Raw genomic sequence first — 23,410 nt, forward strand, 5'->3', positions numbered from 1 at the left:
TTTTATCCTAAACTCATCAATATGAAAAAACTTTCATTATTCCTTTTATTATTAATCGGAACTTTCGCATATTCTCAGATTTATCCAATCACGATATATAATTTTTCTACTCATAATGTTAATTACAGATTGGTAGGAACCAATGACAATACACAACCTATCGACTGCCAACCAATCGTGGAAGGTTATTCTGCAACACCTTTAACTCCTTCAAATAGTGTATCGTATAATCAATACAATACAAGCCATTTGGGAAATCCACCTATTTATGAATGGAATGTAATATCAGATGCTATATCAATTCCCAGCCAGGTTTACAACGTATCCGCGGGAGCCGTTATTCCTTCTATCATCACTCATACAACAACGTGGCAATCTATTGATTTGAAATTCGACAACGGAGAATTTTTACAACTTGGTAGATTTTGTGGATTTGTAGATTATAACCAAGGAGCATTTTCCGGAAGTACCCCAAGTAATATTACAGCAACATGGAATTATATAGGAACTCCAGGCAATGGAAATGTGATTGTATTCATCAATTAATTAATACAAAAGCATATTTTTATAATAAAGCGCATTCTTTTAAGGATGCGTTTTTATTATAATTTTATTTCAAATAGCTTAAATTTTTCAATTCAAATAATTGATATTTATTAAGTTATTCATTAATTTTGAGGCTTTAAACTAATAATCCACGAAAATGACCTCAAAAGAGAAATTCATGGAGTACCTAACCTCCGCCGTTAAATATGGTAAAATTATGCTCCATCTACCATTTACAATTACGGTTTAGCGATAGATGTTGTGTCTCACGATATTAAAACATACTTAGAAAATAGTTTTATTTCGCTATTCAACATAATCGATGTAGATATTCTTAACGACTATTTTAATAGATTTCACACTATTCCTCAAATTATAGAAGAAGAAAAAGTAAGTGGTACGAAAAAAAGCAGCGCTTTCAGAAGATATATAGAATTTTGTCAGACCATTGCCAAACCAAACTTCAATGTAAATCAGCCTGATCTTGATGATGTGTATGAAGTAAGATCAGAAGACGGGAAAAAGATCATCATCTCTAAAGCAGCTGAAAGAGATGCGCTGTTGCGAAGTTTAGCCATCAAAATACATGGAACGAATTGCTTCGGATGCAACTTTAATTTTGTTGAACGATACGGAAAAGCCGGTGAAGGTTTTATTGAAATTCATCATACGGTAGCGTTGGAGCGTTATGAAGATTCTAAAGTTGTCAATCCGCAAACTGATCTTATTCCGCTGTGTTCTAATTGCCATAGAATTGTTCACAGAAGAAAAGATTATGTGCTTTCTTTGGATGAGTTGAAGATCATTATCAATCAAAATTAAGTTTTTAAAAATATTCTAAGCTTGATTTTCTATTATGGTTTACCGTAATAAAGCGACTAAAAAGTTTTCTAGTTTTGAATCTTATAAAAAAGATTATGAATAAAAAACTCTATGTAGCAATTGTTTTCACAGCATTAATTTCCTTTAGTTGTAGTAATAAACAAGAGAAAAGTTCGGATTCACCTATTCTTGATAGTGTTGCAGTTTCTGATTATGATGAACAAACTATGTCTAAAGAATTATCTACCTCATCAAATTTTAATTACGATAACAGTAAAATTAAAAAAGTTGATAGTAAAAGAGAAAATAGAAGTGACGGCGATTTTAATCAAATGACTTTATTTCAAGTTGATAAAAATATTACCTCTGAACAACTAAAAGAATATTGCTCTAGTATAAAAGCAAATTACCGCGATGGCTATTTTCAAATTTTGGTTTTCTTTAAAGAGCCTAATGCCGCAAGATTTCCTGATAATCCTCTGACTGGAATGTATATAGAAGGTGAAGATTTGAAAAATATAAAAGCGGATTATACAATAAACAATATCAATGGCTATAGTAAGTTAGATTACTATGAGAATAATAGTTGGGAGAGCCCAGCTCAAACATTTGAAATTTATTAAGAATCAAAAACTCCGCGCCCTTCGGGCGCGGAGTCTCCTTATATAAAGCTTTTCATTAAAACTTCAAATCACCATTAACCTCTCTTACTGCTTTTGCAGCTTCAGCAAATTTCAATTGCTCATCAGCAGTTAATGTAATATTTACGATTTTCTCAACACCGTTTGCTCCGATAATTGCAGGAACACCTAAGCAGATATCGTTTTGTCCGTATTCACCTTCAAGCATTAAAGAACAAGGGATCATTTTCTTCTGATCGCAAGCAATTGCCTGAACCATTACAGAAACAGCTGCACCTGGCGCATACCAAGCAGAAGTTCCTAATAATTTAGTAAGCGTTGCACCACCAACTTTAGTTTCTTCGATTACATATTTTTGTTGCTCATCATCAAGGAACTCAGTTACAGGAACTCCGTTTCTTGTAGCTTTGCTCAATAAAGGAAGCATCCCTGTATCACTGTGAGCCGCGATTACCATTCCGTCTACATCAGAAATTGGAGCTTCTAAAGCCTCAGCCAATCTGTACTTGAATCTTGCAGAATCCAACGCACCCCCCATTCCGATGATTTTGTGCTTAGGAAGACCTGAAGTTTTATGTACCAAATAAGCCATGGTATCCATTGGATTAGAAACCACGATGATAATAACTTCCGGAGAATGTTTTACCAAGTTAGCAGTAACCTCTTTTACAATACCCGCGTTGATTCCGATAAGCTCTTCTCTCGTCATTCCAGGTTTTCTAGGAATCCCTGAAGTGATCACAGCAACGTGAGAACCTGCAGTTTTGCTGTAATCTCCTGTTGTTCCGGTAATTTTTGTATCGAATCCGTTTAGAGACGCTGTCTGCATCAAATCCATTGCTTTACCTTCCGCAAAACCTTCTTTAATATCTACTAAAACTACTTCCGAACAGAAGTTTTTCATAGCGATGTATTCCGCACAGCTAGCTCCTACAGCGCCTGCTCCTACTACAGTTACTTTCATTTGATTTATTTTTTAATTATTTTATAGTTTAGTTTTAATTTTGAAACCTCCCAAATTTAACAATTCCCGAAAAATTGAGCAATTTTTCGGGAATTTAATTGTATATAAAACGATTGTTTAATATTTTTTTAAGAAATTAGTTTACGTTTAATAAGAACGTATAAAGCTTTTTTGCGCCTGAAAGCACATCATTGTACTTTTCTTCAGCCACTTCAGTATCCAAAACCTCTTTGAAGTTTTTCCACATCGGGCCTGTATTTTCCTGATAACATCCGAAGAAATTGAACGTTACATTGTCAAATCCTTCTGTTTTAGAAAGCTGCTTTGCAATAACGTTTCCACCCAAAGTAGAACCTTCAATTACATACATTGCTCCTAATGCTTCATGTTCGTTTTCGAATTCAAGAGTTTGAGAAGCCGTTCTGTTTTCCAATGCTAAACTTGAAAGATCCTTTTCAATTAAAGGAAGTTTTTTTCGATCATTCAATTGAAGTTTTTCAGAAAAATTACCAGAAAGGCTATTGAATATTTTGTCTTCACTGTGAAGAAGCATCAGATAATTGGTATTGATGATTTTTTTATAATCTTCTAAAGTGAAAGTTTTGTTAAAAATTTTCTCAGAGTTAAAAAGTTTTTCAGCAGCATCATGATATTCTGCCGTGTTTTGTTTAAGATATTCTGATACCATAATAACGTTTTAAAAGTTTTCTCAAATGTAAGGCTTTTTAAACGTTAAAAAGAAACATGTACCCTCTTTATTGCTTTCATAATCAACATTTCCGCCGATTCTTTTCATAATTCGGTATACGATAGATAAGCCTACTCCATTTCCTTTAAATTTTTTCGCATTATCCATCCTGTTGAATATTTTAAACATCTTATGTTTTTCCTCTTCAGGAATTCCGATTCCGTTGTCTGAGATGCTGTAAATCACAAAATCACCTTGCACAAGACCTTCTATAATTACTTTGGGTTCCTCTTTATGAGAAGAATATTTTACCGCATTATTGATAATATTTAAAAACACCTGATGAAGCATCGTTTTATCTGCCAAAACATCCGGACAATTTTTAATAATAACCTCACTTGCCGGGCTGTCAAACGTCATTTTAGCATTTTCAGCAATCTTCAGAATAGTAGATTCAGTTTGAATAACTTCCAGCTTTATTTCACTGTGCTTAGCACGGCTCAGTTGCAAAACATCGTGCATCATCACCGCCATATTATCAATCTCTTCAATAATAGAATTGATTTTGCGTTTGCTTTTGTCTGAACCGTCCGTTAAAGAATTAAGCAACATTTGGGCATTCAGTTTCATTACCGTTAAAGGCGTTCCTAAATCATGAGAAATTGTATACGAAAAGCTGTCGAGTTCTTCATTTACCTGCTTCAGCTCCTCATTCAACTGTTTAATGACCGTATATTGTTTGTGAGACGTCTCCAAAATAACATCACGAATTGCATGCGCGGCACTTATATTGCGAGAGTCCCATCTTTTAGAGCTTCCTTTAATATTTTCCGTAAAAGCATGGAAAGAAGTTCGTGGCGAAATAATATGTTTTTCTTCTCCGTTTTGAGAAAATACGCCAATCGTTTTTTCAGGATTTCCGGCCCATTTAATGTGCTCATCAAACTCTTTTCGGAACCAGATCAACAGCTCGTTTTTATCTCTGTCGATGAAATAAATAATAATTCCCGCCGTATTTTCGTTGATATCTAAATCGTGTCTGTGCTTTTTCAGAAAATTACGGCTCACATACATACTTTCGTTTGTATTTTCGTGTGCCCACTCTACAATTTTTTCGATTGCAGAATTTGTAGGGGTTAATCCTTCTTTTACAATATCTTGATGAGAAATAATGGCCAATCCGTCCGCTTCCGGAAGATCTTTTATTTTAGAAATATTTTCGACTAAAGATTCGAAAAGGGTATTATATTTTAAAAATTCAGACTTTAATTGAGAGGCTTTTTCATTTAATGCCAATTGATAATCTAATTCTTTTTTAGATTTGAATGACGAATAGGCATTGGCTGCCAAAGCGGTAAAAATTCCCGCCTGCACTCTATCTTCAAGATCAATATGTTTTGCTTCGGAATTCTGGCAAGTGACCAATCCCCAAAGATGATCTTCAATAATAATAGAAACACTGAAACTTGAAGACGCCCCGGAATTTTTCACGTACTGCCCATGAATAGGCGACATTGCCCGTGACGCAGCAAAAGTAAGATCTACTGTTTCATTTTTTCTGCTCACTAACTTTACAGGCTCAGAATATACATCGCTGAAAATTCTTTTTCTTTTTTTAAGATAAAGCTCACGCGCCTGTCTCGGAATATCAGATTCAGGATAATGGAGCCCCATATAACTTTCAAGCTCATTATTTGTTCTCTCAGCAATCACTTTTCCGGAACCATCCATCATGAATTTGTAGATCATCATTCGGTCATAATTCACGATTTTGGAAAGGGTACTCAAAAGCTGATCCCAAATTTCCTGTTCGTTATCAATAATATAAAAATTATCATATTTATTATTGATTCGTTTATGCGGGTTTTCCTGTACTTTTTCAAACTCTAGGAAAATATTGTCTCCCGTACGAAAAACCGAAAAATGATATTGTTGATTTTCAACAAAAATTTTATCAAAATATGTGACATTTTCTCTTGCCGTATTGGCTTCGAGATCAGAAAAAATATCAGATTCCAGGATACTTTTAAAAAGTTCGGGAAAGTCTGTAACTTTTTTACCGAAAAGCAGTTCGAAGTTTTCCAGCTTGAAGATATCCCGTATATTTTCACTGAAAAAGTTGATGGAATGAGTAGCTGCGTCAATGCCAATCAGATAACCAAAACTTTGTATGTACCCAGGGATATGAATGGGCTCATCATGACACTCTACAAAATTCATATATTTCTTTGATATATCAAAGATAACGAATTTTTTCCAGCTGTATTACCTTGTGGTATCACATTCTTAAAAATGTTAAAAATGCGTATAAAATGCCCCAGACCTATAAAATCCAATACTTTTGAACGATAGAAATAATTTAAACATTTAACATTTAAATGCATATTTCATTACAAATTACAAAAAAATTAAGACTCTTTCAAGTTAATTTTTACAAATGTGATTATTAACATAAATAAAATATTAATTCTTTAAAAATTTATGTTAATTAAACAAAAATAGTTAAATTTATATCACCAAATCTTGAAAACATAAAAAACACTTGAATCTTCGTTTGAAAATTCGAGATATACTTTCACTTAAAGATAATATTATGAAAAAATTCCCTTTAATTCTTTTTTCATTCGTTTTTTCATTTGCAATTTGGAGCGAATACAAAGCCTGCACAAGAATCGTCTACAAAGGTCCGGAAAATACCGTTCTCACCGCACGTTCGATGGATTGGCGTGATGAAATTCCTGCCAATTTATGGATTTTTCCTAAAGGCATAGACCGAACCGGAGAAGTGGGGCCACGTTCTGAAAAGTGGAAATCTAAATACGGAAGCGTTATCAGCAGTTCTTGGGACATCGCTTCATCAGACGGAATGAACGAAAAAGGTCTGGTGGCGAATCTTCTTTGGCTTGGCGAATCTGAATATCCAAAATTTGATCCCAAAAGAGGAAAAAAAGGGATTGCCATTTCGCTTTGGGCACAATATTTCCTCGACAATTTTGCAACCGTGAAAGAAGCGGTAGATTATGTAGTGAAAGAACCATTCATTATCGTAAGCGATTATATTCCAGGCACGGAAAGATTTACCACCGTTCATCTTTCTATCTCAGATGCTTCGGGTGATAATGCCGTTTTTGAATATATTAAAGGTAAACTGGTTATTCATCATTCTTCAGACTATAATGTGATGACCAACTCTCCTATTTTTGAAGAACAATTGGCTTTAAACAACTATTGGAAGGGCATTTCCGGAACTGTAATGCTTCCCGGAACGAACCGTGCCGCCGACCGTTTTGTAAGAGCCTCTTATTATATCAATGCTATTCCGCAAACTTCGGATACCAGAAAAGCCGTAGCCAGCGTTTTCAGTGTGATCAGAAACTGTTCTGTTCCGTACGGAATTTCCTCTGAAACGGAACCTAATATTTCTTCTACAAGATGGCGTTCTGTTTCTGACCAAAAAAACCTTACTTACTATTTTGAAACAGTTTTTACACCCAATACATTTTGGGTTGATCTTAAAGAGTTTGATTTGAGCCCGAAAGGTAAAGTAATGAAGCTAGATTTAAGCAACTATCAAACCTATAACGGAAAAGCCAACAACAGTTTTAAAGAATCACAGCCTTTCAAATTTTTAGGACTGAATTAAATTTAAAAACTCCCTTTTCACCAAAACACAAATCTTATGACTTTTTACCCAATTAAAAAGAGTCTGTTATTTTGCCTGATGCTTCTCTGCTGTAAGGCAATCGCACAGATTCCTGATTCTGTAAAAACAGAACCAAAGGAAGACAATATAAAATATCCTCAGCTTCAAATTAAAGGTCTTTTTCAGGCCCGATATCTCGTCGGAATGACCAAAGATGTTGATGTAAACGGACTTCATCATGCCGATGGCAGCGGCACAGATAACAATTTCATGATTAAATACATGAGGGTTCAGATGCGTGCCCAAATCAGCAAACGGACAGAAGTTGTGGTTCTTGCCAATCTCGCAGATTTTAAAAATGATCCGAAATCAAGAGTGCTTGAAAATGCGTACCTAAAATATACTTTTAATCCAAAATTAGCTATTACCGTTGGGCAGTTTAGACCATGGTTCGGAATTGAGGAAACCTATCCTATTGATATTATTAAATCGCTGGACTGGTCTAACCAATACACCGAATTCGGGAAATTAGGCTGGACGAGCTTTCAGATCGGGCTATCCGCAACAGGACAATTGGAATTAGGTGAAATTCCTTTTCAATATGCCGTTTCAGTCGTGAATGGAAATGGAAAAAATCAGGTCAATGATAATGACAACGGAAAACAATATTCCACAAGATTGGTTTTTGGTTTAGCTAAAAAATATAATTTAAATCTTGGTTTAAATGGCGGGATAGGCGACGTTTTCAGCAAAAAAGTATATGCTGTAGGAATTGATCTGAGCTCGTTAATTCATTTTGATCCTAAATGGAGCTTAGATATGCAGCTGGAAGCTAAACAGGCTACCAATCATCCTTTGTATTTCGCTGTAGATCCTGAGCTAAGACCTGAAAACCCTGATGAATATTTAATTCGAGGAGCTTATTTCCTCCCAAATTTGCGATATGAGGTGAATCATAAAAATCTCAGCGCCTTTGAACTGTCTTGCCGTTATGAATATTTGGATACTAATTTCAGATTAAACTCCAATCCCAGACAGACCATTACGCCAATGTTCGGTTTAGAATTTTTGAAAAATTATGGTGCAAGAATTCAACTGGGAATGCAATTCGACAGGTACAAGCATCAAGTAGAAAATACCTCTCAGTATAACAACAATCTATTTATTGTTCAGGTACAAAGTAGATTTTAAACTTTAAAACTAACTATTATGAAAGAAATAAATATTAAAGCTGTAGCAATCACTTTTGCCGTCGCTCTTATCATATGGTTTATTCCCGCTCCGGAAGGCGTTACAAACAATGCGTGGCATTTATTCGCCATTTTCGCAGCAACCATTTTAGGAATTATCTTAAAAGCGGCTCCGATGGGGACAATGTGTATGATGGCCATTGGATTTACCGCCCTTACACAGGTTGTAGCTCCGGGAGATGCAGGAAAATCAATCACAAAAGCACTTTCAGGATTTGGAGATAAAGTGATTTGGTTGATTGGAATCTCTTTTTTTATCGCAAGAGGATTTATTAAAACAGGCTTGGGAAACAGAATTGCCTTTTTATTCATCCGAGTTTTTGGCAGAAGTTCATTGGGTTTAGCCTATGGATTAGGACTGGCTGATGTTTGTTTAGCTCCAGCCATTCCAAGCAATACGGCAAGAGGTGGCGGAATCATTTATCCGATTATGAAATCGATGGCGATAAGTTTCGATTCTGTTCCTGACAAACCTGAAACCCATAGAAAATTAGGGGCATATTTAACATTGAACAGCTATTATATGAACCTCATCGCCTCTTCCATGTTCCTGACAGGGACGGCAAGCAACCCGATGTGTCAGAAATTTGCGGCAAATCTGGGAATTAATATTACCTGGATGTCTTGGGCAGCAGCAGGTTTTGTTCCGGGATTGGTCGCATTTTTTGTAGTGCCATTAGTTTTATACAAATTATATCCACCGGAATTAAAGAAAACAGGTGACGCTCCGAAAATGGCTACTCAAAAATTACAAGAAATGGGACCTATTTCCAAAAATGAATGGTTGATGCTATTGGCATTTTTCATTTTATTGGCTCTTTGGATTTTCGGTGGAGCGTTGTCTATTGATGCAACCACAACGGCTTTTATTGGTTTAACATTACTTTTATTAACCTCAGTGTTAACGTGGGAAGACGTAAAATCTGAAAAAGGAGCTTGGGATACCATCGTTTGGTTTGCCGTTTTGGTGATGATGGCGAGCTCATTAAACGAATTAGGATTTATCGGATGGTTCAGCGATTTAATTAAAATGAAAATTGGTGGAATGACCTGGACGGTCGCATTTCCGGTGATTATTCTCGTCTACTTTTTTAGTCATTATATTTTCGCGAGTGCGACAGCCCATGTTGCAGCCATGTATGCCGCTTTGTTAGGAGTTGGCGTTGCCGTTGGAATTCCTCCGATGTTGTTGGCGATGATGCTTGGATTTTTGGGTTCAATTTATGGCGTTTTGACGCATTACGGTCATGGTCCTGCTCCCGTATTTTTCGGAAGCGGCTATGTGGATTTAAAAGCATGGTGGCTTCGCGGCTTGGAAATCGGAATTGTTCTCTTAATAATTTACATGGGAGTTGGTGGACTTTGGATGAAAGTTTTAGGGTATTATTAAAAAGTGGGAAGTTGGAAGCGGGAAGCTGGAGGTTTTATTAGTGCATATTAGCATCACTTTTCATAAACTTCCAGCATCCATCTTCCATCTTCAAGCCATTAATCAAAAATCAAAAAAATATGCTGTCAACCTTATCACGAAAAATGCTGATGTGTCTTACAGGACTCTTTCTGAGCTTCTTTCTGCTGATTCATTTCTTGGGAAATCTTCAGCTTTTTTTACCGCAGGAACAGGCGCATCTTCAGTTTAATGCATACTCGCATTTTCTTTCGGGTAATATTGTCATTAAAATTGTTTCCTACGTTTTGTATGCAAGTATTATTCTTCATGCTTTGGATGGTTTAATTATTACTTTAAAAAATAAAAAAGCTGGAGCGAATTATCAATCCGACCAACGTGGAAGAGCCAGTAAATGGTATTCCAGAAATATGGGAATTTTAGGAACATTATTATTGATTTTCCTTGTCATTCACTTTCAAAATTTTTGGTATGTCTACAAATTTGGAAATCCGCCATTGGATGAAAACGGAAATAAAGATTTGTACATTCTGGTTGTCACTGTTTTTAAAGAATGGTGGTATGTTATTATTTACGTTATTTCGATGATAGCTTTATGTTATCACTTAATTCACGGAATTTACAGCGCTGTCAGAACGTTGGGATTGTTTCATCCGAAATTTGTACAATGGTTTAAAACCGTTGGAATCGCTTATTCAATCATCATTAGTGTTGGATTTGCCTTAATGCCGATTTATGTATTCTTCACGTACCGTTAAATTGAAAAAATCATGATGTTAAATTCAAAAATACCGGAAGGTTCTTTAGAACAGAAATGGGAAAATTATAAAAAAACTGCCAAGCTTGTCAATCCTGCCAACCGAAAAAAATTGGATATTATCGTTGTCGGAACGGGTTTAGCTGGAAGTTCTATCGCTGCATCTTTGGGCGAAATGGGCTATAATGTGAAATCCTTCTGTTTTCAGGACAGCCCGAGAAGAGCGCATTCTGTGGCGGCTCAAGGCGGTGTAAATGCGGCTAAAAATTATAAAAATGACGGTGACAGCGTTTACAGAATGTTCGTTGACACCTTAAAAGGCGGCGACTTCAGAGCGCGTGAAGCCAATGTTTATCGTATGGCTGAATGTTCTTTAAACCTCATCGATCAAGCTGTTGCACAAGGTGTTCCGTTTGGAAGAGAATATGGCGGTTATCTGAACAACCGTTCTTTTGGAGGTGTTCAGGTAAGCCGAACTTTTTATGCAAGAGGGCAAACCGGACAGCAATTGCTTTTGGGCGCTTATCAGGCTTTGATGCGACAAGTCGGAAAGAAAAGTGTACAGTTATTTTCAAGACATGAAATGCTGGATTTAGTAATGATAGACGGAAAAGCAAGAGGAATTATTGTTCGAAATTTAGATACAGGAGAAATTGAAAGACATTCCGCTCATGCTGTCGTTTTAGCGACCGGCGGTTATGGAAAAATATATTATTTATCGACTTTGGCGATGGGTTGCAACGGTTCTGCGATTTGGAGAGCGCATAAAAAAGGAGCGTTGATGGCTTCTCCAAGCTGGATTCAAGTGCACCCTACTTCATTGCCGCAATCGGGAGATTATCAATCGAAATTGACTTTGATGTCCGAATCTTTACGAAATGACGGCAGAATTTGGGTTCCTCTAAAAGAAAATGAAACCCGAAAACCAAACAATATTCCTGAAAATGAAAGAGATTATTATCTAGAAAGACGTTATCCCGCTTTTGGAAATTTAGCACCAAGAGATATTTCGTCAAGAGCTGCCAAAGAAAGAATTGATGCCGGTTTCGGAATCGGTCCATTGAAAAACGCCGTGTATCTTGATTTTTCTAAAGCCATTAAAGAACAGGGAAAAGAAAAAATTCAGGAGAAATATGGAAATTTATTTGATATGTATCTTAAAATTACAGGTTACAATGCTTACGAAGAACCCATGATGATTTCTCCTTCTGCGCACTTTTCGATGGGCGGACTTTGGGTTGACTATGAATTAATGACCACGATTCCCGGACTATTTGCGTTGGGTGAAGCCAATTTTGCCGATCACGGAGCGAATCGACTGGGCGCGAATTCTCTTCTTCAGGCTTCTGTTGATGGTTATTTCATCGCACCTTACACGATTGCCAATTATTTATCGAATGAAATTCATACTGGAAAAATTTCAACAGATGATATTGAATTTGAAAAAGCCGAAAATGAAGTTAAAAAACAAATTGAAGGTTTTATCAATATCAACGGAACAAAAACGGTTGATTATTTTCATAAAACCTTAGGAAAATTACTGTATGATTATTGTGGTTTAGCCCGAAATGAAGAAGGTTTAAAATACGCCATCGAAGAAATCCGAAAACTCAAACATCAATTTTATAAAGACGTAAAAGTTTCCGGGCAAGGCAATCAAATGAATACCGAACTCGAAAAAGCGGGTCGCGTTGCCGATTATTTCGAAATTGGTGAACTGATGTGTTATGATGCGTTAACCCGAAATGAATCTTGTGGAGCACATTTCCGTGAAGAATTTCAAACTCCCGATGGTGAAGCTTTGAGAAATGATGCTGAATTTCAATTCATCTCTGCATGGGCTTGGAAAGGTGAAAACAACGAACCTGAATTGATAAAAGAACCTTTGATTTTCGAAGAAATTCAGCCGACTGTAAGGAGTTATAAATAATATTGAAGTAAAAAGATAAAAGTAAGAAGAGCCAAGTGGTTGGAGTTAAGATCTTGAAAAAAAGCCATTGACATAAAAAATACTTACTATTAAAGATTACAAAAAAACACAGAACTTATGGATTTACACCTTAAAATATGGAGACAGAAAGACCGACAAAGTGAAGGAAAATTAGAGAACTATGATTTAAAAGAATTAAATCCTCACATGTCTTTCCTTGAAATGCTCGATACCTTAAATGAAAAATTAATTACAGAAGGCGACGAACCCGTAGAATTCGACCACGACTGTCGTGAAGGAATTTGCGGACAATGCGGAATGATGATTAACGGATTGGCTCACGGGCCTTTGGAACATACGACAACCTGCCAGCTTCATTTACGTTCTTTCAAAGATGGAGAAACGATTGTGATTGAACCTTTCCGAGCGTTGGCTTTTCCCGTTAAAAAAGATTTAAAAGTCGACCGTTCTGCGTTTGACAGAATTATTTCTTCCGGCGGGTTTGTTTCAATTAATACTGGTCAAGCTCCCGATGCAACGGCAATTGCAGTCACTCACCAGACAGCCGAAGAGGCTTTTGATTCCGCTGCTTGTATTGGCTGTGGAGCGTGTGTTGCGACCTGTAAAAATGGAAGTGCAGCTTTGTTTACCTCAGCAAAAATCATGCATATGGTTTTGCTTCCTCAAGGCAAAGAAGAACGAAGCAGCCGTGTTTTAAATATGGTTAAGCAGATGGATTCTGAGCATTTCGGGCATTGTTCAAATACCGAAGCTTGTGAAGTGGAATGTCCGCAGGGAATTTCTGTACTGAATATCGCCAGAATGAATTATGAATACAGCAGAGCTCTGTTTTTTAGGAAGAAATAATTGAATAATTTGATTTTTCAAACATCATTTTATCAAACCTTATAGGTTTTAGAAACCTATAAGGTTTAGTGAAAGTTGATTTTAGTTCTAAATGTTTTTAAACTTCTTTATCGAAATACAACATATAATATTTCCCGTTTTCATCTTCTCCGGTAGCCAGTTTCTGACGGTCACCGTGGATGTAGATGTGGAAATTTTTATCTAATTTAATGATGCTTTTGAAATGTCTCTGCGTTTTCTTTACTGCAGATTCATTGATGGGGAATTCTTCAGCAATATTAATCTGCATATCCTGCTCATAATCTGTTTTAAAATTATTAAAACTTTCGATTACGTGCTCATCGCCCAATACTTCATTGGCAAATTCATCCAGTTTAAATTCTTCTTTTTCTTTAAAGAAATTGATTGATTTATTTAAGAAATCTGCCTGATCTGCTTTAGAAACTTCAAATTCCTGAGGTAATTGTTTAGTGATATAATCTTTATACACCATTAATGCTTCCTGCGTATGAAAATATTCATCATCACGCTGTTTTACCTTTAAGAAATCCTCAAACCAATAATACATATCTCCGTTTTTGTTGTTATCAACCACAGAAAGTACATATCCGGTTTCTTTATCGTTGTTATAAATTAAAGCCGCTTTATCAATTTTAGACAAACCAATTCCCTGATCTTTTTCAATATCAAAAGTTTCATCCTGAGGAGAAATTTTAAGAAAAGATTCTCTTTTTTCAGTTTTGAAAATTCCGATCTTGTCGACTCTTTCTGTGCCTTCTCTTTCGTCTTCAAAATAAACGATAAACAATTCTCCACCCTGAACTCTTGGGTTTTCCGCCGCTTCAAAAAGGTGTTTTGCAATATTTTCAGACTCCCAAAGAAACTTCGATTTGTCATCAAAAATCTCAGACACCGAGCTGTAAACGGGATTATTCACCAAATAGGTATCGCTGTAAAAATGGAATGTTTCCTCCGACTTGAAAGAACCTAAAAAATAGTCTTCCAGCAGTTCTGCCATTCCTTCTTCCAGTTGCAATTCTTCCTGAGAAAGCGTTAAAGATTCTCCGTTGATTTTATTTCCGACTCTGTGTACTATGATTTTTGAAAACATCTCTTGAATATTTTGGATTGCAAAGATATTCATTCTATCCTTTCCAACATAAAAATAAGATCCTTCTTTCTGTTTCTTTTCATTCTGATAAAAACCCTATCATTTTGACAGGATTTTTTTAACCAGAATTCAATTAAAATAAAATTAAAATACTGATTTATTGATATTTAATTAAAATAAATTGTAAAGGTACGCCATTGGTATCATGTCTTTCAAAACAATAGAATATGAATTATTTAAAAGCCATTCAGGAGATCTCGGAAGTGATCCCATTTATTGAAGAAGAACTGGAAGAAAATAAAACACCAAGCTCATACAGCGTGATCCATACTTTCAACGATCATATTAAAAAGATGATTCGGCAAAATGACCGAAATCTATTGTTCAAATGTCTAAAAAAGATGAACAATATTTACCGTGACGGCGACATTATGCTAAAATACGCCGTTGAATGTACGTTTATTTATTCTCTGGACAATTCAACTGCTTTTTGCAGCGAAGAATATCGAAAAGTGATCTTTAGTCACATTTCTCAGGAACTTCAGAAAATACATTCGAGACAAATCTACAGCCATGGCACATAATAAAAATCAGGTTTGTTACATTTTTAAGAACTTTCATTACAAAAGCACCCAATTCATCAAAATAAAAAACCATTAAAAATCAACTATTTATGAAAACAAAGATCAGAAAAATATCCGACTGGAAAACCTTCAAAACTACGACCAACAGACACAATTTCGAGATATTAGCAACTCACATTGCCGTGATTGTAGGAGTATTTATTTTTGCGGCTTGCCTGTAAAGTTTGGTATAGTTTTCGCGGAAATAAATTAGTTCTGAAAAATATTAATTATGATGAATGTAAAAATGCAGACTATTAATCAAAAAATAGCTATTGAATATTTAAAATTTTTCTATCCACCACTTCGAGGCGAAATATCACAGTTGTCTGTGCAGGATAACTTTCCGGGCGTTATTCAGGCGACCGTAAATTACCTGAAAAAGCTTTTATTAGAAGCTAAAGTAAGCATCATTGCCCACCACATCAAACTGATGGATATGATCTACAAAGGTGGCGATTCTTATGTAAAAGGAATGATTGAAAACCTGTTTGTAAGGTCATTTGAAAGCTTTAAAAAGCATGCAAAAATTCAGCATTGGAAACTGCTTTATCAGTATATGCCGATCAGTTTCCAGATTATTTATAATGATCAGCAAAAACAGGATAGAATATTCTTTGGTAAATAAAATTTAATTTAAAAATTCCTCGAGCATATCGAGGAATTTTTTTATTTTTTCACAAACACATTCTGGATGGTTTGCTTTTGTTCTGTATTTAATTTGGCTCCTTTTTCCAGTTTAGTAAGAAAAGCTTGCACTTCGTCTGGAGTTGCCGGCGAACCTAAATTATCTCCCTTCTGATCGAAAGAATCGGCAAGTACGGCTCCTTTAGGATTCAGAATCAACCAAAATGGTAATCCTGCATTCTGACCTTTATATTTGTTCATGATTTCCTGTCCGCCCGGATTTTCCAGGGCTTTCTTTTCACCTCTTTCCTGAACATCGATATAAGCTGTTACAAAATTTTTGTCGAAGATCGGTTTTGTTTCGGAAAGATTCATATTATGTTCCATCAGTTTGCACCATTTACACCACGAAGCATGAAAAACCAATAAAACATTTTTATTGCCAGCTTTGGCTTCTGTCAATGCTTTTTTTAGCACAGCATCTGCCTTTTCCTGCGCAAAATTGAGTTGAAACAGGAACAATCCTAATATGATTACTATTTTTGAGAATTTCATTTTATAATAATTTTGAATTTTAAAACTATACGAATGTAGGTATTTTTCTAAATAGTAAAACCATTGAAAAAATTAATCCTATCTATTTTATATATTTATTGAATGAAATTATCACTTATTTTAATCTTGATAATCCAATTTACTTTTGTGGACGCTCAACTTTCTCAAAAAACAATAGAATTGGCAAAACCTTTAGATACAATTTCATATGCAGAATCTTATAATATTGGAATTGACGGAGAGAAAAGTAAAATTTATGGATACTTTCAAAAATTATCTGCAAGCGCTACCAATGATGAGCTTTATTATTTGGCTCAAAATGGTAGCAATGCTCTAAAGTTATATTCTAGCCAAGAATTATTTAAAAGAAATGATAAAAGGTTTTTAGAAATTTATAAATATTATTTTGAGAAACCTTTAATAATGAAATACCAATCAGGATGCGTCGGAAGTATCGAAAATATTTCATCTTATTTAAATACCGAAGTTCAGGCTGCAGAAGAAATCATCTCACTACGTGATTTATTACTTAAAAGTAAAAAAGATGCTTTTAATAATTCTCAATTACAAAGTATTTATGAACATGGATATAAAAATCTTACACAAAAAAATATAGAATTTGTTTTGAATGAAATTAAAAAAATCAATGCCCAAAACCAAAATATACACTCAGGCAGATAATACAAAGTACCAAAAGTGTAATTCCGACATATAATTTATCTTTTTCAAGAATAAAACTCACTAAAGAAAGCAACAGTCTTATAAACGGCGTCAAAAATAAAATAATGATGGCCACATAAATAATGCTGCTTCCATTCATCTGCTGAACACCTCTGAAAATATCTCCAATCACGGCAAAAATACTTTCTTCCTTTTCTTCAAAATGAGAATAATCTACCGTATCGTTTGCGTGATTGAAAAGGTAAACAAGCCCGCCTAAAATTCCGATGAATAAAACGGTGCGAACACCATATTTCAGGACATTTCCTACGAGTTTTTTTATTGTATCGTCTGTAACTGTCATTTCTTAAATTTTTCCTTTAATTCCGCTGTAAATCATATTCGCTGCTAAAAAGAAGATGATAAAAGCGAAAATTGTTCTTAATTTTTTCGGGTCGGTTGCCATTAATATTTTAGATCCGATCATGGCGCCTACTAAAACGCCGATCATTACCGGAAGACAAATATCAGGAACGATATAGCCTTTCTGAATATAGATCACGCAACTCGCCAATGCCGTAACTCCCATCATAAAATTACTTGTGGTAGTAGATACTTTGAACGGAATTTTCATAATCGTGTCCATCGCAATTACTTTGAAGGCTCCGGAACCAATTCCTAACATTCCAGAAAGCATTCCTGCCAATCCCATCATTCCGAAACCGCCTAATACATTCTTTGTTCCGTACTTTACTTTCGTTTCTTTATTAATCGGATAATCAGAAGGCAATTTTAGTGCAATGGCCATTTTGCTTGAATTTTCCACAACCGCTTCTCCTTTTTTTCTTAAAGAATTTCCGGCAGAAAAAATTAAGGCACATCCAAAAAGAATCGCAATAAACGAACTTGGTGCTGCGCTGGAGATCAATGCTCCGGCTACCGCGCCTGCTGTGGTTGCAATTTCAAGGAACATTCCTAATCGCATATTGGCAATTCCTTCTTTTACGTACGCTGCTGCTGAACCTGAAGAGGTTGCAATCACCGATACCAAAGCCGCCCCGATGGCATAATGAATATCTACGCCTAAGACAATTGATAAAAGCGGAATGACAACAATTCCACCACCCAAACCGGACAGTGAACCGATGACTCCTGCGCAGACAGAACCTAATAAAACAAAAAGAGTAAACAGCAAAACGCTCATAGTATAGTATTTCCCAATAAATTCAGGAGCTTTTATTAATGAAAAAAGATCAATAGAATTCCGAAAATCGTAGGCGATCAAAGAAAATAACCCGCTGAATTTATTTATTAAGACTACAAAATTAGACAAGGATTTAGTTTTTGTGAAATTTAATGTGGGATTTTAACAAAATTTTAAAGTTTCTTAAATAACTAAATTCAAGAATAAGAATTTGGCTGGAAGATGGAGGATGGAGGCTCGTTGAATTCTTCATTTTCTGATGATGATAAAAAAATAAGGAAAAAAGGAAAGACTTTGATTTTTATAACTCTACACAGCCTCCATCTTCCAGTCCCCAGCTTCCATATTCTATTATATTATTTAACTAAAACCTTACTAAAACAAAAAACGCTACAAACTTTCGTTCGTAACGTTTAAAACTATATAAGTTACATGTGATTAAAGCATTGATATTGGTTTTTAAGGATTCTGCTCATATCCTGCAATCTGAATTTGTGATAAAGGAATCTGATATAAATAATCATTGGTTGTAATAGTATAATTATAATTAAGATCTGCAGCCGCCTGATTAATTACGGAAACTGCGATATTCCAACGTACTAAATCGTGCCAGTAAACACCTTCACCTGCAAATTCTACTCTTCTTTCTTTACGAAGTGCCGTAGTAAAATCGCTGCTCGACATAGACGCTGAAAGTGGTGCTAAACCTGCCCTCTGACGAATTCTGTTTAAATGAGAAACTGCCGTGGTTGTATTTCCTTCATTATTTAAAATCTCAGCATACATTAAAAGAACATCTTCATAACGGATGATCGGAAAATTAACCGGCCAGTCGTAACGATTGGTTAAAACAGCGCCTGCTTCACGGAATTTAATGAAATAATTAGCAAAATCCGGCTGCCCGTTTTGAGCGATAAATTGAGTTTTAAGTGTTACTGCTTTTCTCAAATCTCCAGGTTCGTACGTATTAATCAAAGACTGAGAAACTCCCAACTCATTAGCACTGTATAAACTTCCCTGTGCGTTGTATAAAGGATCTGCAGTTCCGAAAGTTGGTGAAACATAGCTTGGAAGGTAAGAACCTTGCGACACTCCTCCGCTGATGTGCTGAATCTCAAAAAGGTGATATTTATTATCGTTAGCACTTTTAAACAAATCAGCATAGGTAGGTGCAAATGTTACATATTGCCCTTCCCCCTGAATAACAGTAGACAAATGATCTTTCGCTTTGGCCACATAACTGCTGTTGTTTAGCGGAAAACCTGATCCTGTAAGATAAATTCTTCCCAACATCGCATGAGCTGCCGATTTTGTAATTCTTCCTTTATTTTTAGCATCATAGGTATTTTTTAACCCAGCGATGGACGCTTCAATTTCTGACGTAACAAAATCATAAAGTACAGGCAAATCTGTTCTCTTTATTGTTGCAGCTTCATCCGGAGTCACAGGCTTATCAACCAAAGGCACTTTTCCGAAATTTCGCATCAATTCAAAATAGGCGTAGGCTCTTAAAAAGCGCGCTTCAGAACGATATTGCTCCTTTGTTGCATGATCAGCAAACGGAACGGCATCAATTCTTGCCAAAATCATATTGGCATACGTAATCATTTGATAAGCATCTTCCCAAAGTACTTCTACTTCTTCCGTGGAAGAAGTGTCCTGAAAACGGTTGATCGCGTAATAATCTCTGTTTCCGTTTTGGGTAAGTGCCGTAAAGTTATTGGAACGGACTTCGGATGCCAATAAATAGAAATTCACATCAAAACCACCTCTTGAAGAAGCATTGACCATTGACGAATAAACGCCCGTTAATGCCTGATTGATCTGTAGTTCTGTGGTATAGAAAGAAGTTTGAGTAATATTATTTTCCGGTTCCAGCATCAGGTCTTTTTCACAGCCTGTCATCACAGACAAGAATGCTCCAAAGATTGCTATTTTTCCGAAGGTTTTGATATTTTTAGGGTAAGAAATTTTCATTGTTAAAGATTTTAGAAGTTAAAGTTTAAGCCCAACATATACACTTTTGCATTGGGGTACGCTCCGTAATCGGTACCGTCTGACTGCACAGCTTCCGGATTATAACCACCATAATAGTGATCTTTTCTCCACACATTTTCTAAACTCGCATAGATTCTAAGATTTGCAATTTTTAGTTTGCTGGAAAGATCCTGCGGGAACGTATATCCTAATGTTATGTTTTTCAACTGAATATAAGTAGCATCATACAGCCATCTTGTATCAAGCAAACTTCCCGTTGTTCCATCCAGTCTTGGGGTTTTTCCGTCACCCGGATTTTCATCCGAACGCCATCTGTTGGCCCAATTTCCCATGACGTTTGTGGTTGTTCCCATCCCTGGTCTATCGATTGCACGACCTAGCAAGGCATAGCTGTAACCTCCTTTCTGTCCCTGGAAGAATATCGAAAGATCCCAGTTTTTGTAAGAGAAAGTGTTGGTAAGTCCCCAATAATAATCCGGCGTTGGCCCTCCGATGATATGACGGTCTTTTTCATCAATCACTCCATCTCCGTTTACATCACGATATTTTACATCTCCTGCGATGGCACCTTTTGTTTTAGCCACATTTGCATTCGCAATATCTGCGGAAGATAATACCCCGACGGCTTCATAAAGATAAAATGAATTAAGCTCCTGACCCACCTGTATAATATTGGTACTATTGCTGAAACCTGTATAAATAGGCGCATTATCGCTACCTAGCTGTAAAACTTTATTATTATTGAATGCAATATTGGCTGAAGTATTCCATTTAAAAGTTCCTACGAAGTTTTTAGTATTTAAATCTAATTCCAATCCTTTATTTTGAACAGAACCTACATTCCCCCATACATCCGGATATCCCGAAACAAGAGCCACAGGCTTCTTTAAAAGTAAAGCATTTGTTTTCTTTATGTAGTAATCTGCCGTGAAATCTATTCTGTTGAATAAACCTAATTCAAAACCAAAATCAGATGACTGTGTTTTCTCCCAGGTTAAATTACGATTTTCAATGGTGTTGGGAACTAATCCGTTTGATATAGATCCGCCAAAAGAATAATTTCCTCCCGTTAATGTTCCGAACGCTCGGTAATCGCCTATTGAATTGTTTCCGTTTTCTCCCCAGCTGTATCTTAGCTTAAGGTTGCTCAGCCATTTTTTATCTTTTAAGAAATTCTCCTGATCAATTTTCCATCCAGCACCAAATGCAGAGAATGTTCCCCAAAGGTTATCCCATCCAAATCTTGAAGAACCATCTCTACGAATACTTGCAGATAGCATATACTTCTTTTTATAATCATAGTTTACACGACCGAAGTAGGAAAGTAATACCCACTCTGAAGCGGTATATTCAGAATTCAGGACTGAAGCCGACTGTGTGAAATTAAAGGTCTTCAAATCATCATTCGGGAACCCTTTATTTCTGTTATATTGGGTTGTTGTTCTGTAATTTTCACCACTTGTTCCTGCTAATGCAGTAATCGTATGATCTCCAAACGATTTTCTATAATTTAATAAAGCTTCTCCCAGATATCTGTTATAATTTATAGTTCTTCGGCTTCCGATACTTACCTGCCCCGGAATATTGGTAATAAGATCAAAAGTTGGAGTATAGCCATTATTGATATTAAAATTGTTCGTTGCTCCTCCGGAAATTTTAAAATTTAATTCAGGTAAAATATCATAAGACATGTATAAGCTGGATAATAGTCTGAATTCGTTGGTATTGTTGGTCGTATTTTCCATTACACCAATCGGGCTTTGTGTAGAACCAGCCCATCTGTATCGGGTATTATTCCAGAAATTGGTATAAAGACCTGCCCCAACTTCTGCAATCGGAACCATGGAAAGCATTTTATGAGCTAAATTATCTTTTCCGTCAACAGATGCTCCGTAGCTTTGAGAATAACTTGGTCGAAGGGCGATTCCCATTTTCCATTTATCTGAAATATTTACGTCAACAACAGCACTTAAATTAAATCTGTTAAACCCTGTATTGATCGCCAGACCTTCCTGATCGAAATAAGATCCGGAAACTAAATATTTTACGTTTTTATTTCCTCCACGAACCGACAACTGATAACTTTGGATAGCGGCCGGACGGTAGAAAGCATCCTGCCAATCGATATTTGCCACCTGATTGGTTCCCCATCGCGGATCGATCATATTGGCGATGTTGGCTAAATTGTAATCGGTTGCATTAGCTAATTTAAAATAATTCGCTCTTACGGCATAACTATCCGATGCGGAATGTCCCGGTGCCAAAGCAACCCAACTTTTATTGATAGATTCAGTAGCATAATCAATCCATTCTGCACTGTTCATGATGTCTAACTTCTTTTCGATCGTCTGAACACCGTAATATTGTGAAAAGCTGAACAATGGTTTTCCCGAAGCTCCTTTTTTAGTCGTAATAATAACAACCCCGTTAGAACCTCTTGATCCGTACATCGCTGTAGATGCCGCATCTTTCAGTACATCAATAGACTGGATATCATCCGGTGAAACGTTTGCCATATCATCAACAACCATCCCATCAACTACATAAACAGGAGAATTGCTCGCGGAAATAGAAGCCGTACCACGCACACGGATTTCCAAAGGTTCGCCCGGTTTTCCGGTTGTTGCACGGGTTTTAACACCGGCAATCTGCCCCGTTAATGCCTGATCTGCTCTCGCAATCGGACGGTTTTTAAAGCTTTCTGCACTTACTCTCCCCACAGAACCCGTAACCTCACTTCTTTTTTGTGTACCATAAGCAACGATAACGACCTCTTCTATATCTTTGGTTTTAGAATTGGTTTTTGTACTATCCTGACTCTTGGCCGTACCGGAAGTTTGATTTTCCTGTGCGAAGATAAAACCTGTGGTACTTAACAAAATACCTAGAGTGACTATAGATTTCTTCATTCTATGATTCGTGATTATTAATTATTTAAAATATGCTTTCGAAAAATTAAAAACGCTTGAAAAATTTGCCTTGAAAAGACATGATATTTTTCATATTTTCGTTTTTATAAAAGTATACTTATCACGAATTTCTGCTATCCTGTAGTCACCTGTTAGTATTTTTGGTTACATAAATATTATGAAATAATTAAATTTTGTTGATATTTT

The 23,410-nt window shown here is 36.0% G+C and carries 22 protein-coding genes; 13 read left to right on the forward strand and 9 right to left on the reverse strand.

Annotated features, from left to right (window positions below):
- The first annotated feature begins 21 nt into the window (after window positions 1-21).
- The 3 genes from OXQ85_RS00245 to OXQ85_RS00255 all read left to right on the forward strand — a co-directional run bounded on the left by OXQ85_RS00245 (window position 22) and on the right by OXQ85_RS00255 (window position 1,991).
- Window positions 22-546 (forward strand): hypothetical protein, encoded by a 525-nt coding sequence (locus tag OXQ85_RS00245; protein WP_267401573.1) that lies wholly within the window; start codon window positions 22-24, stop codon window positions 544-546.
- A 261-nt stretch (window positions 547-807) separates the two neighbouring features.
- Window positions 808-1,368 (forward strand): hypothetical protein, encoded by a 561-nt coding sequence (locus OXQ85_RS00250; protein WP_267401574.1) that lies wholly within the window; start codon window positions 808-810, stop codon window positions 1,366-1,368.
- A gap of 95 nt (window positions 1,369-1,463) precedes the next feature.
- Window positions 1,464-1,991 (forward strand): hypothetical protein, encoded by a 528-nt coding sequence (locus OXQ85_RS00255; RefSeq protein ID WP_267401576.1) that lies wholly within the window; start codon window positions 1,464-1,466, stop codon window positions 1,989-1,991.
- 55 nt (window positions 1,992-2,046) lie between these two features.
- On the opposite strand, the gene OXQ85_RS00260 is transcribed toward OXQ85_RS00255, so the two are convergent.
- The 3 genes from OXQ85_RS00260 to OXQ85_RS00270 all read right to left on the reverse strand — a co-directional run bounded on the left by OXQ85_RS00260 (window position 2,047) and on the right by OXQ85_RS00270 (window position 5,881).
- Window positions 2,047-2,973, reverse strand: a complete 927-nt coding sequence (locus OXQ85_RS00260) for a malate dehydrogenase (protein ID WP_267401577.1) — start codon at window positions 2,971-2,973, stop codon at window positions 2,047-2,049.
- 136 nt (window positions 2,974-3,109) lie between these two features.
- On the reverse strand, window positions 3,110-3,661 hold the full coding sequence (locus OXQ85_RS00265) for a biliverdin-producing heme oxygenase (protein WP_267401578.1): 552 nt from the start codon (window positions 3,659-3,661) through the stop codon (window positions 3,110-3,112).
- Between the two features lie 21 nt (window positions 3,662-3,682).
- Complete coding sequence (locus OXQ85_RS00270) at window positions 3,683-5,881, reverse strand: ATP-binding protein (RefSeq protein ID WP_267401579.1); 2,199 nt, start codon at window positions 5,879-5,881, stop codon at window positions 3,683-3,685.
- Between the two features lie 373 nt (window positions 5,882-6,254).
- On the opposite strand from OXQ85_RS00270, the gene OXQ85_RS00275 reads away from it, so the two are divergent.
- From OXQ85_RS00275 to OXQ85_RS00300, 6 genes are all read left to right on the forward strand, one after another.
- A complete protein-coding gene (locus OXQ85_RS00275; RefSeq protein WP_267401580.1) occupies window positions 6,255-7,304 on the forward strand; it encodes a linear amide C-N hydrolase in 1,050 nt (349 codons plus the stop codon).
- A 36-nt stretch (window positions 7,305-7,340) separates the two neighbouring features.
- A complete protein-coding gene (locus OXQ85_RS00280; protein WP_267401581.1) occupies window positions 7,341-8,495 on the forward strand; it encodes a porin in 1,155 nt (384 codons plus the stop codon).
- 18 nt (window positions 8,496-8,513) lie between these two features.
- Window positions 8,514-9,944 carry an anion permease gene (locus OXQ85_RS00285; RefSeq protein ID WP_267401582.1) on the forward strand — a complete coding sequence of 477 codons (1,431 nt, stop codon included), beginning with the start codon at window positions 8,514-8,516 and terminating at the stop codon, window positions 9,942-9,944.
- A gap of 119 nt (window positions 9,945-10,063) precedes the next feature.
- The gene (locus tag OXQ85_RS00290; protein WP_267401583.1) at window positions 10,064-10,720 is read left to right on the forward strand and encodes a succinate dehydrogenase cytochrome b subunit; all 657 of its coding nucleotides are present in this window, start codon (window positions 10,064-10,066) and stop codon (window positions 10,718-10,720) included.
- A 12-nt stretch (window positions 10,721-10,732) separates the two neighbouring features.
- Complete coding sequence (locus OXQ85_RS00295; protein WP_267401584.1) at window positions 10,733-12,649, forward strand: fumarate reductase/succinate dehydrogenase flavoprotein subunit; 1,917 nt, start codon at window positions 10,733-10,735, stop codon at window positions 12,647-12,649.
- A gap of 117 nt (window positions 12,650-12,766) precedes the next feature.
- Window positions 12,767-13,516, forward strand: coding sequence for a succinate dehydrogenase/fumarate reductase iron-sulfur subunit (locus OXQ85_RS00300; RefSeq protein ID WP_267401585.1), 750 nt, complete (start codon window positions 12,767-12,769; stop codon window positions 13,514-13,516).
- A gap of 97 nt (window positions 13,517-13,613) precedes the next feature.
- Here OXQ85_RS00300 and OXQ85_RS00305 read toward each other — a convergent pair whose 3' ends face one another.
- A complete protein-coding gene (locus OXQ85_RS00305) occupies window positions 13,614-14,627 on the reverse strand; it encodes a nucleoid-associated protein (protein WP_267401586.1) in 1,014 nt (337 codons plus the stop codon).
- A 227-nt stretch (window positions 14,628-14,854) separates the two neighbouring features.
- Between OXQ85_RS00305 and OXQ85_RS00310 the strand changes: the two genes are divergently transcribed.
- From OXQ85_RS00310 to OXQ85_RS00320, 3 genes are all read left to right on the forward strand, one after another.
- Entirely contained in the window at window positions 14,855-15,211 is a 357-nt protein-coding gene (locus tag OXQ85_RS00310) for a hypothetical protein (protein WP_267401588.1), read from the forward strand.
- A gap of 89 nt (window positions 15,212-15,300) precedes the next feature.
- Window positions 15,301-15,432 (forward strand): hypothetical protein, encoded by a 132-nt coding sequence (locus tag OXQ85_RS00315; RefSeq protein WP_267401589.1) that lies wholly within the window; start codon window positions 15,301-15,303, stop codon window positions 15,430-15,432.
- Window positions 15,433-15,482: 50 nt separating this feature from the next.
- Window positions 15,483-15,878, forward strand: coding sequence for a hypothetical protein (locus tag OXQ85_RS00320; RefSeq protein WP_267401590.1), 396 nt, complete (start codon window positions 15,483-15,485; stop codon window positions 15,876-15,878).
- 41 nt (window positions 15,879-15,919) lie between these two features.
- On the opposite strand, the gene OXQ85_RS00325 is transcribed toward OXQ85_RS00320, so the two are convergent.
- Window positions 15,920-16,432, reverse strand: a complete 513-nt coding sequence (locus OXQ85_RS00325; RefSeq protein WP_267401591.1) for a thioredoxin family protein — start codon at window positions 16,430-16,432, stop codon at window positions 15,920-15,922.
- A gap of 102 nt (window positions 16,433-16,534) precedes the next feature.
- Between OXQ85_RS00325 and OXQ85_RS00330 the strand changes: the two genes are divergently transcribed.
- Window positions 16,535-17,113, forward strand: a complete 579-nt coding sequence (locus OXQ85_RS00330; protein WP_267401593.1) for a hypothetical protein — start codon at window positions 16,535-16,537, stop codon at window positions 17,111-17,113.
- Here the strand turns inward: OXQ85_RS00330 and OXQ85_RS00335 are convergent.
- The 4 genes from OXQ85_RS00335 to OXQ85_RS00350 form a co-directional block, all read right to left on the reverse strand.
- On the reverse strand, window positions 17,076-17,456 hold the full coding sequence (locus OXQ85_RS00335; protein WP_267401596.1) for a DUF1634 domain-containing protein: 381 nt from the start codon (window positions 17,454-17,456) through the stop codon (window positions 17,076-17,078). The genes OXQ85_RS00330 and OXQ85_RS00335 overlap by 38 nt on opposite strands.
- Before the next feature lie 3 nt (window positions 17,457-17,459).
- Window positions 17,460-18,296 (reverse strand): sulfite exporter TauE/SafE family protein, encoded by an 837-nt coding sequence (locus tag OXQ85_RS00340; protein WP_267401598.1) that lies wholly within the window; start codon window positions 18,294-18,296, stop codon window positions 17,460-17,462.
- Between the two features lie 459 nt (window positions 18,297-18,755).
- Window positions 18,756-20,273, reverse strand: coding sequence for a RagB/SusD family nutrient uptake outer membrane protein (locus OXQ85_RS00345; RefSeq protein ID WP_267401600.1), 1,518 nt, complete (start codon window positions 20,271-20,273; stop codon window positions 18,756-18,758).
- Window positions 20,274-20,284: 11 nt separating this feature from the next.
- Window positions 20,285-23,203 carry a TonB-dependent receptor gene (locus OXQ85_RS00350; RefSeq protein ID WP_267401602.1) on the reverse strand — a complete coding sequence of 973 codons (2,919 nt, stop codon included), beginning with the start codon at window positions 23,201-23,203 and terminating at the stop codon, window positions 20,285-20,287.
- Between the last annotated feature and the right edge of the window lie 207 nt (window positions 23,204-23,410).

Origin of the sequence: Chryseobacterium sp. GM_Chr_2 (assembly GCF_026540445.1) — a bacterium.
Taxonomy (GTDB): domain Bacteria; phylum Bacteroidota; class Bacteroidia; order Flavobacteriales; family Weeksellaceae; genus Chryseobacterium.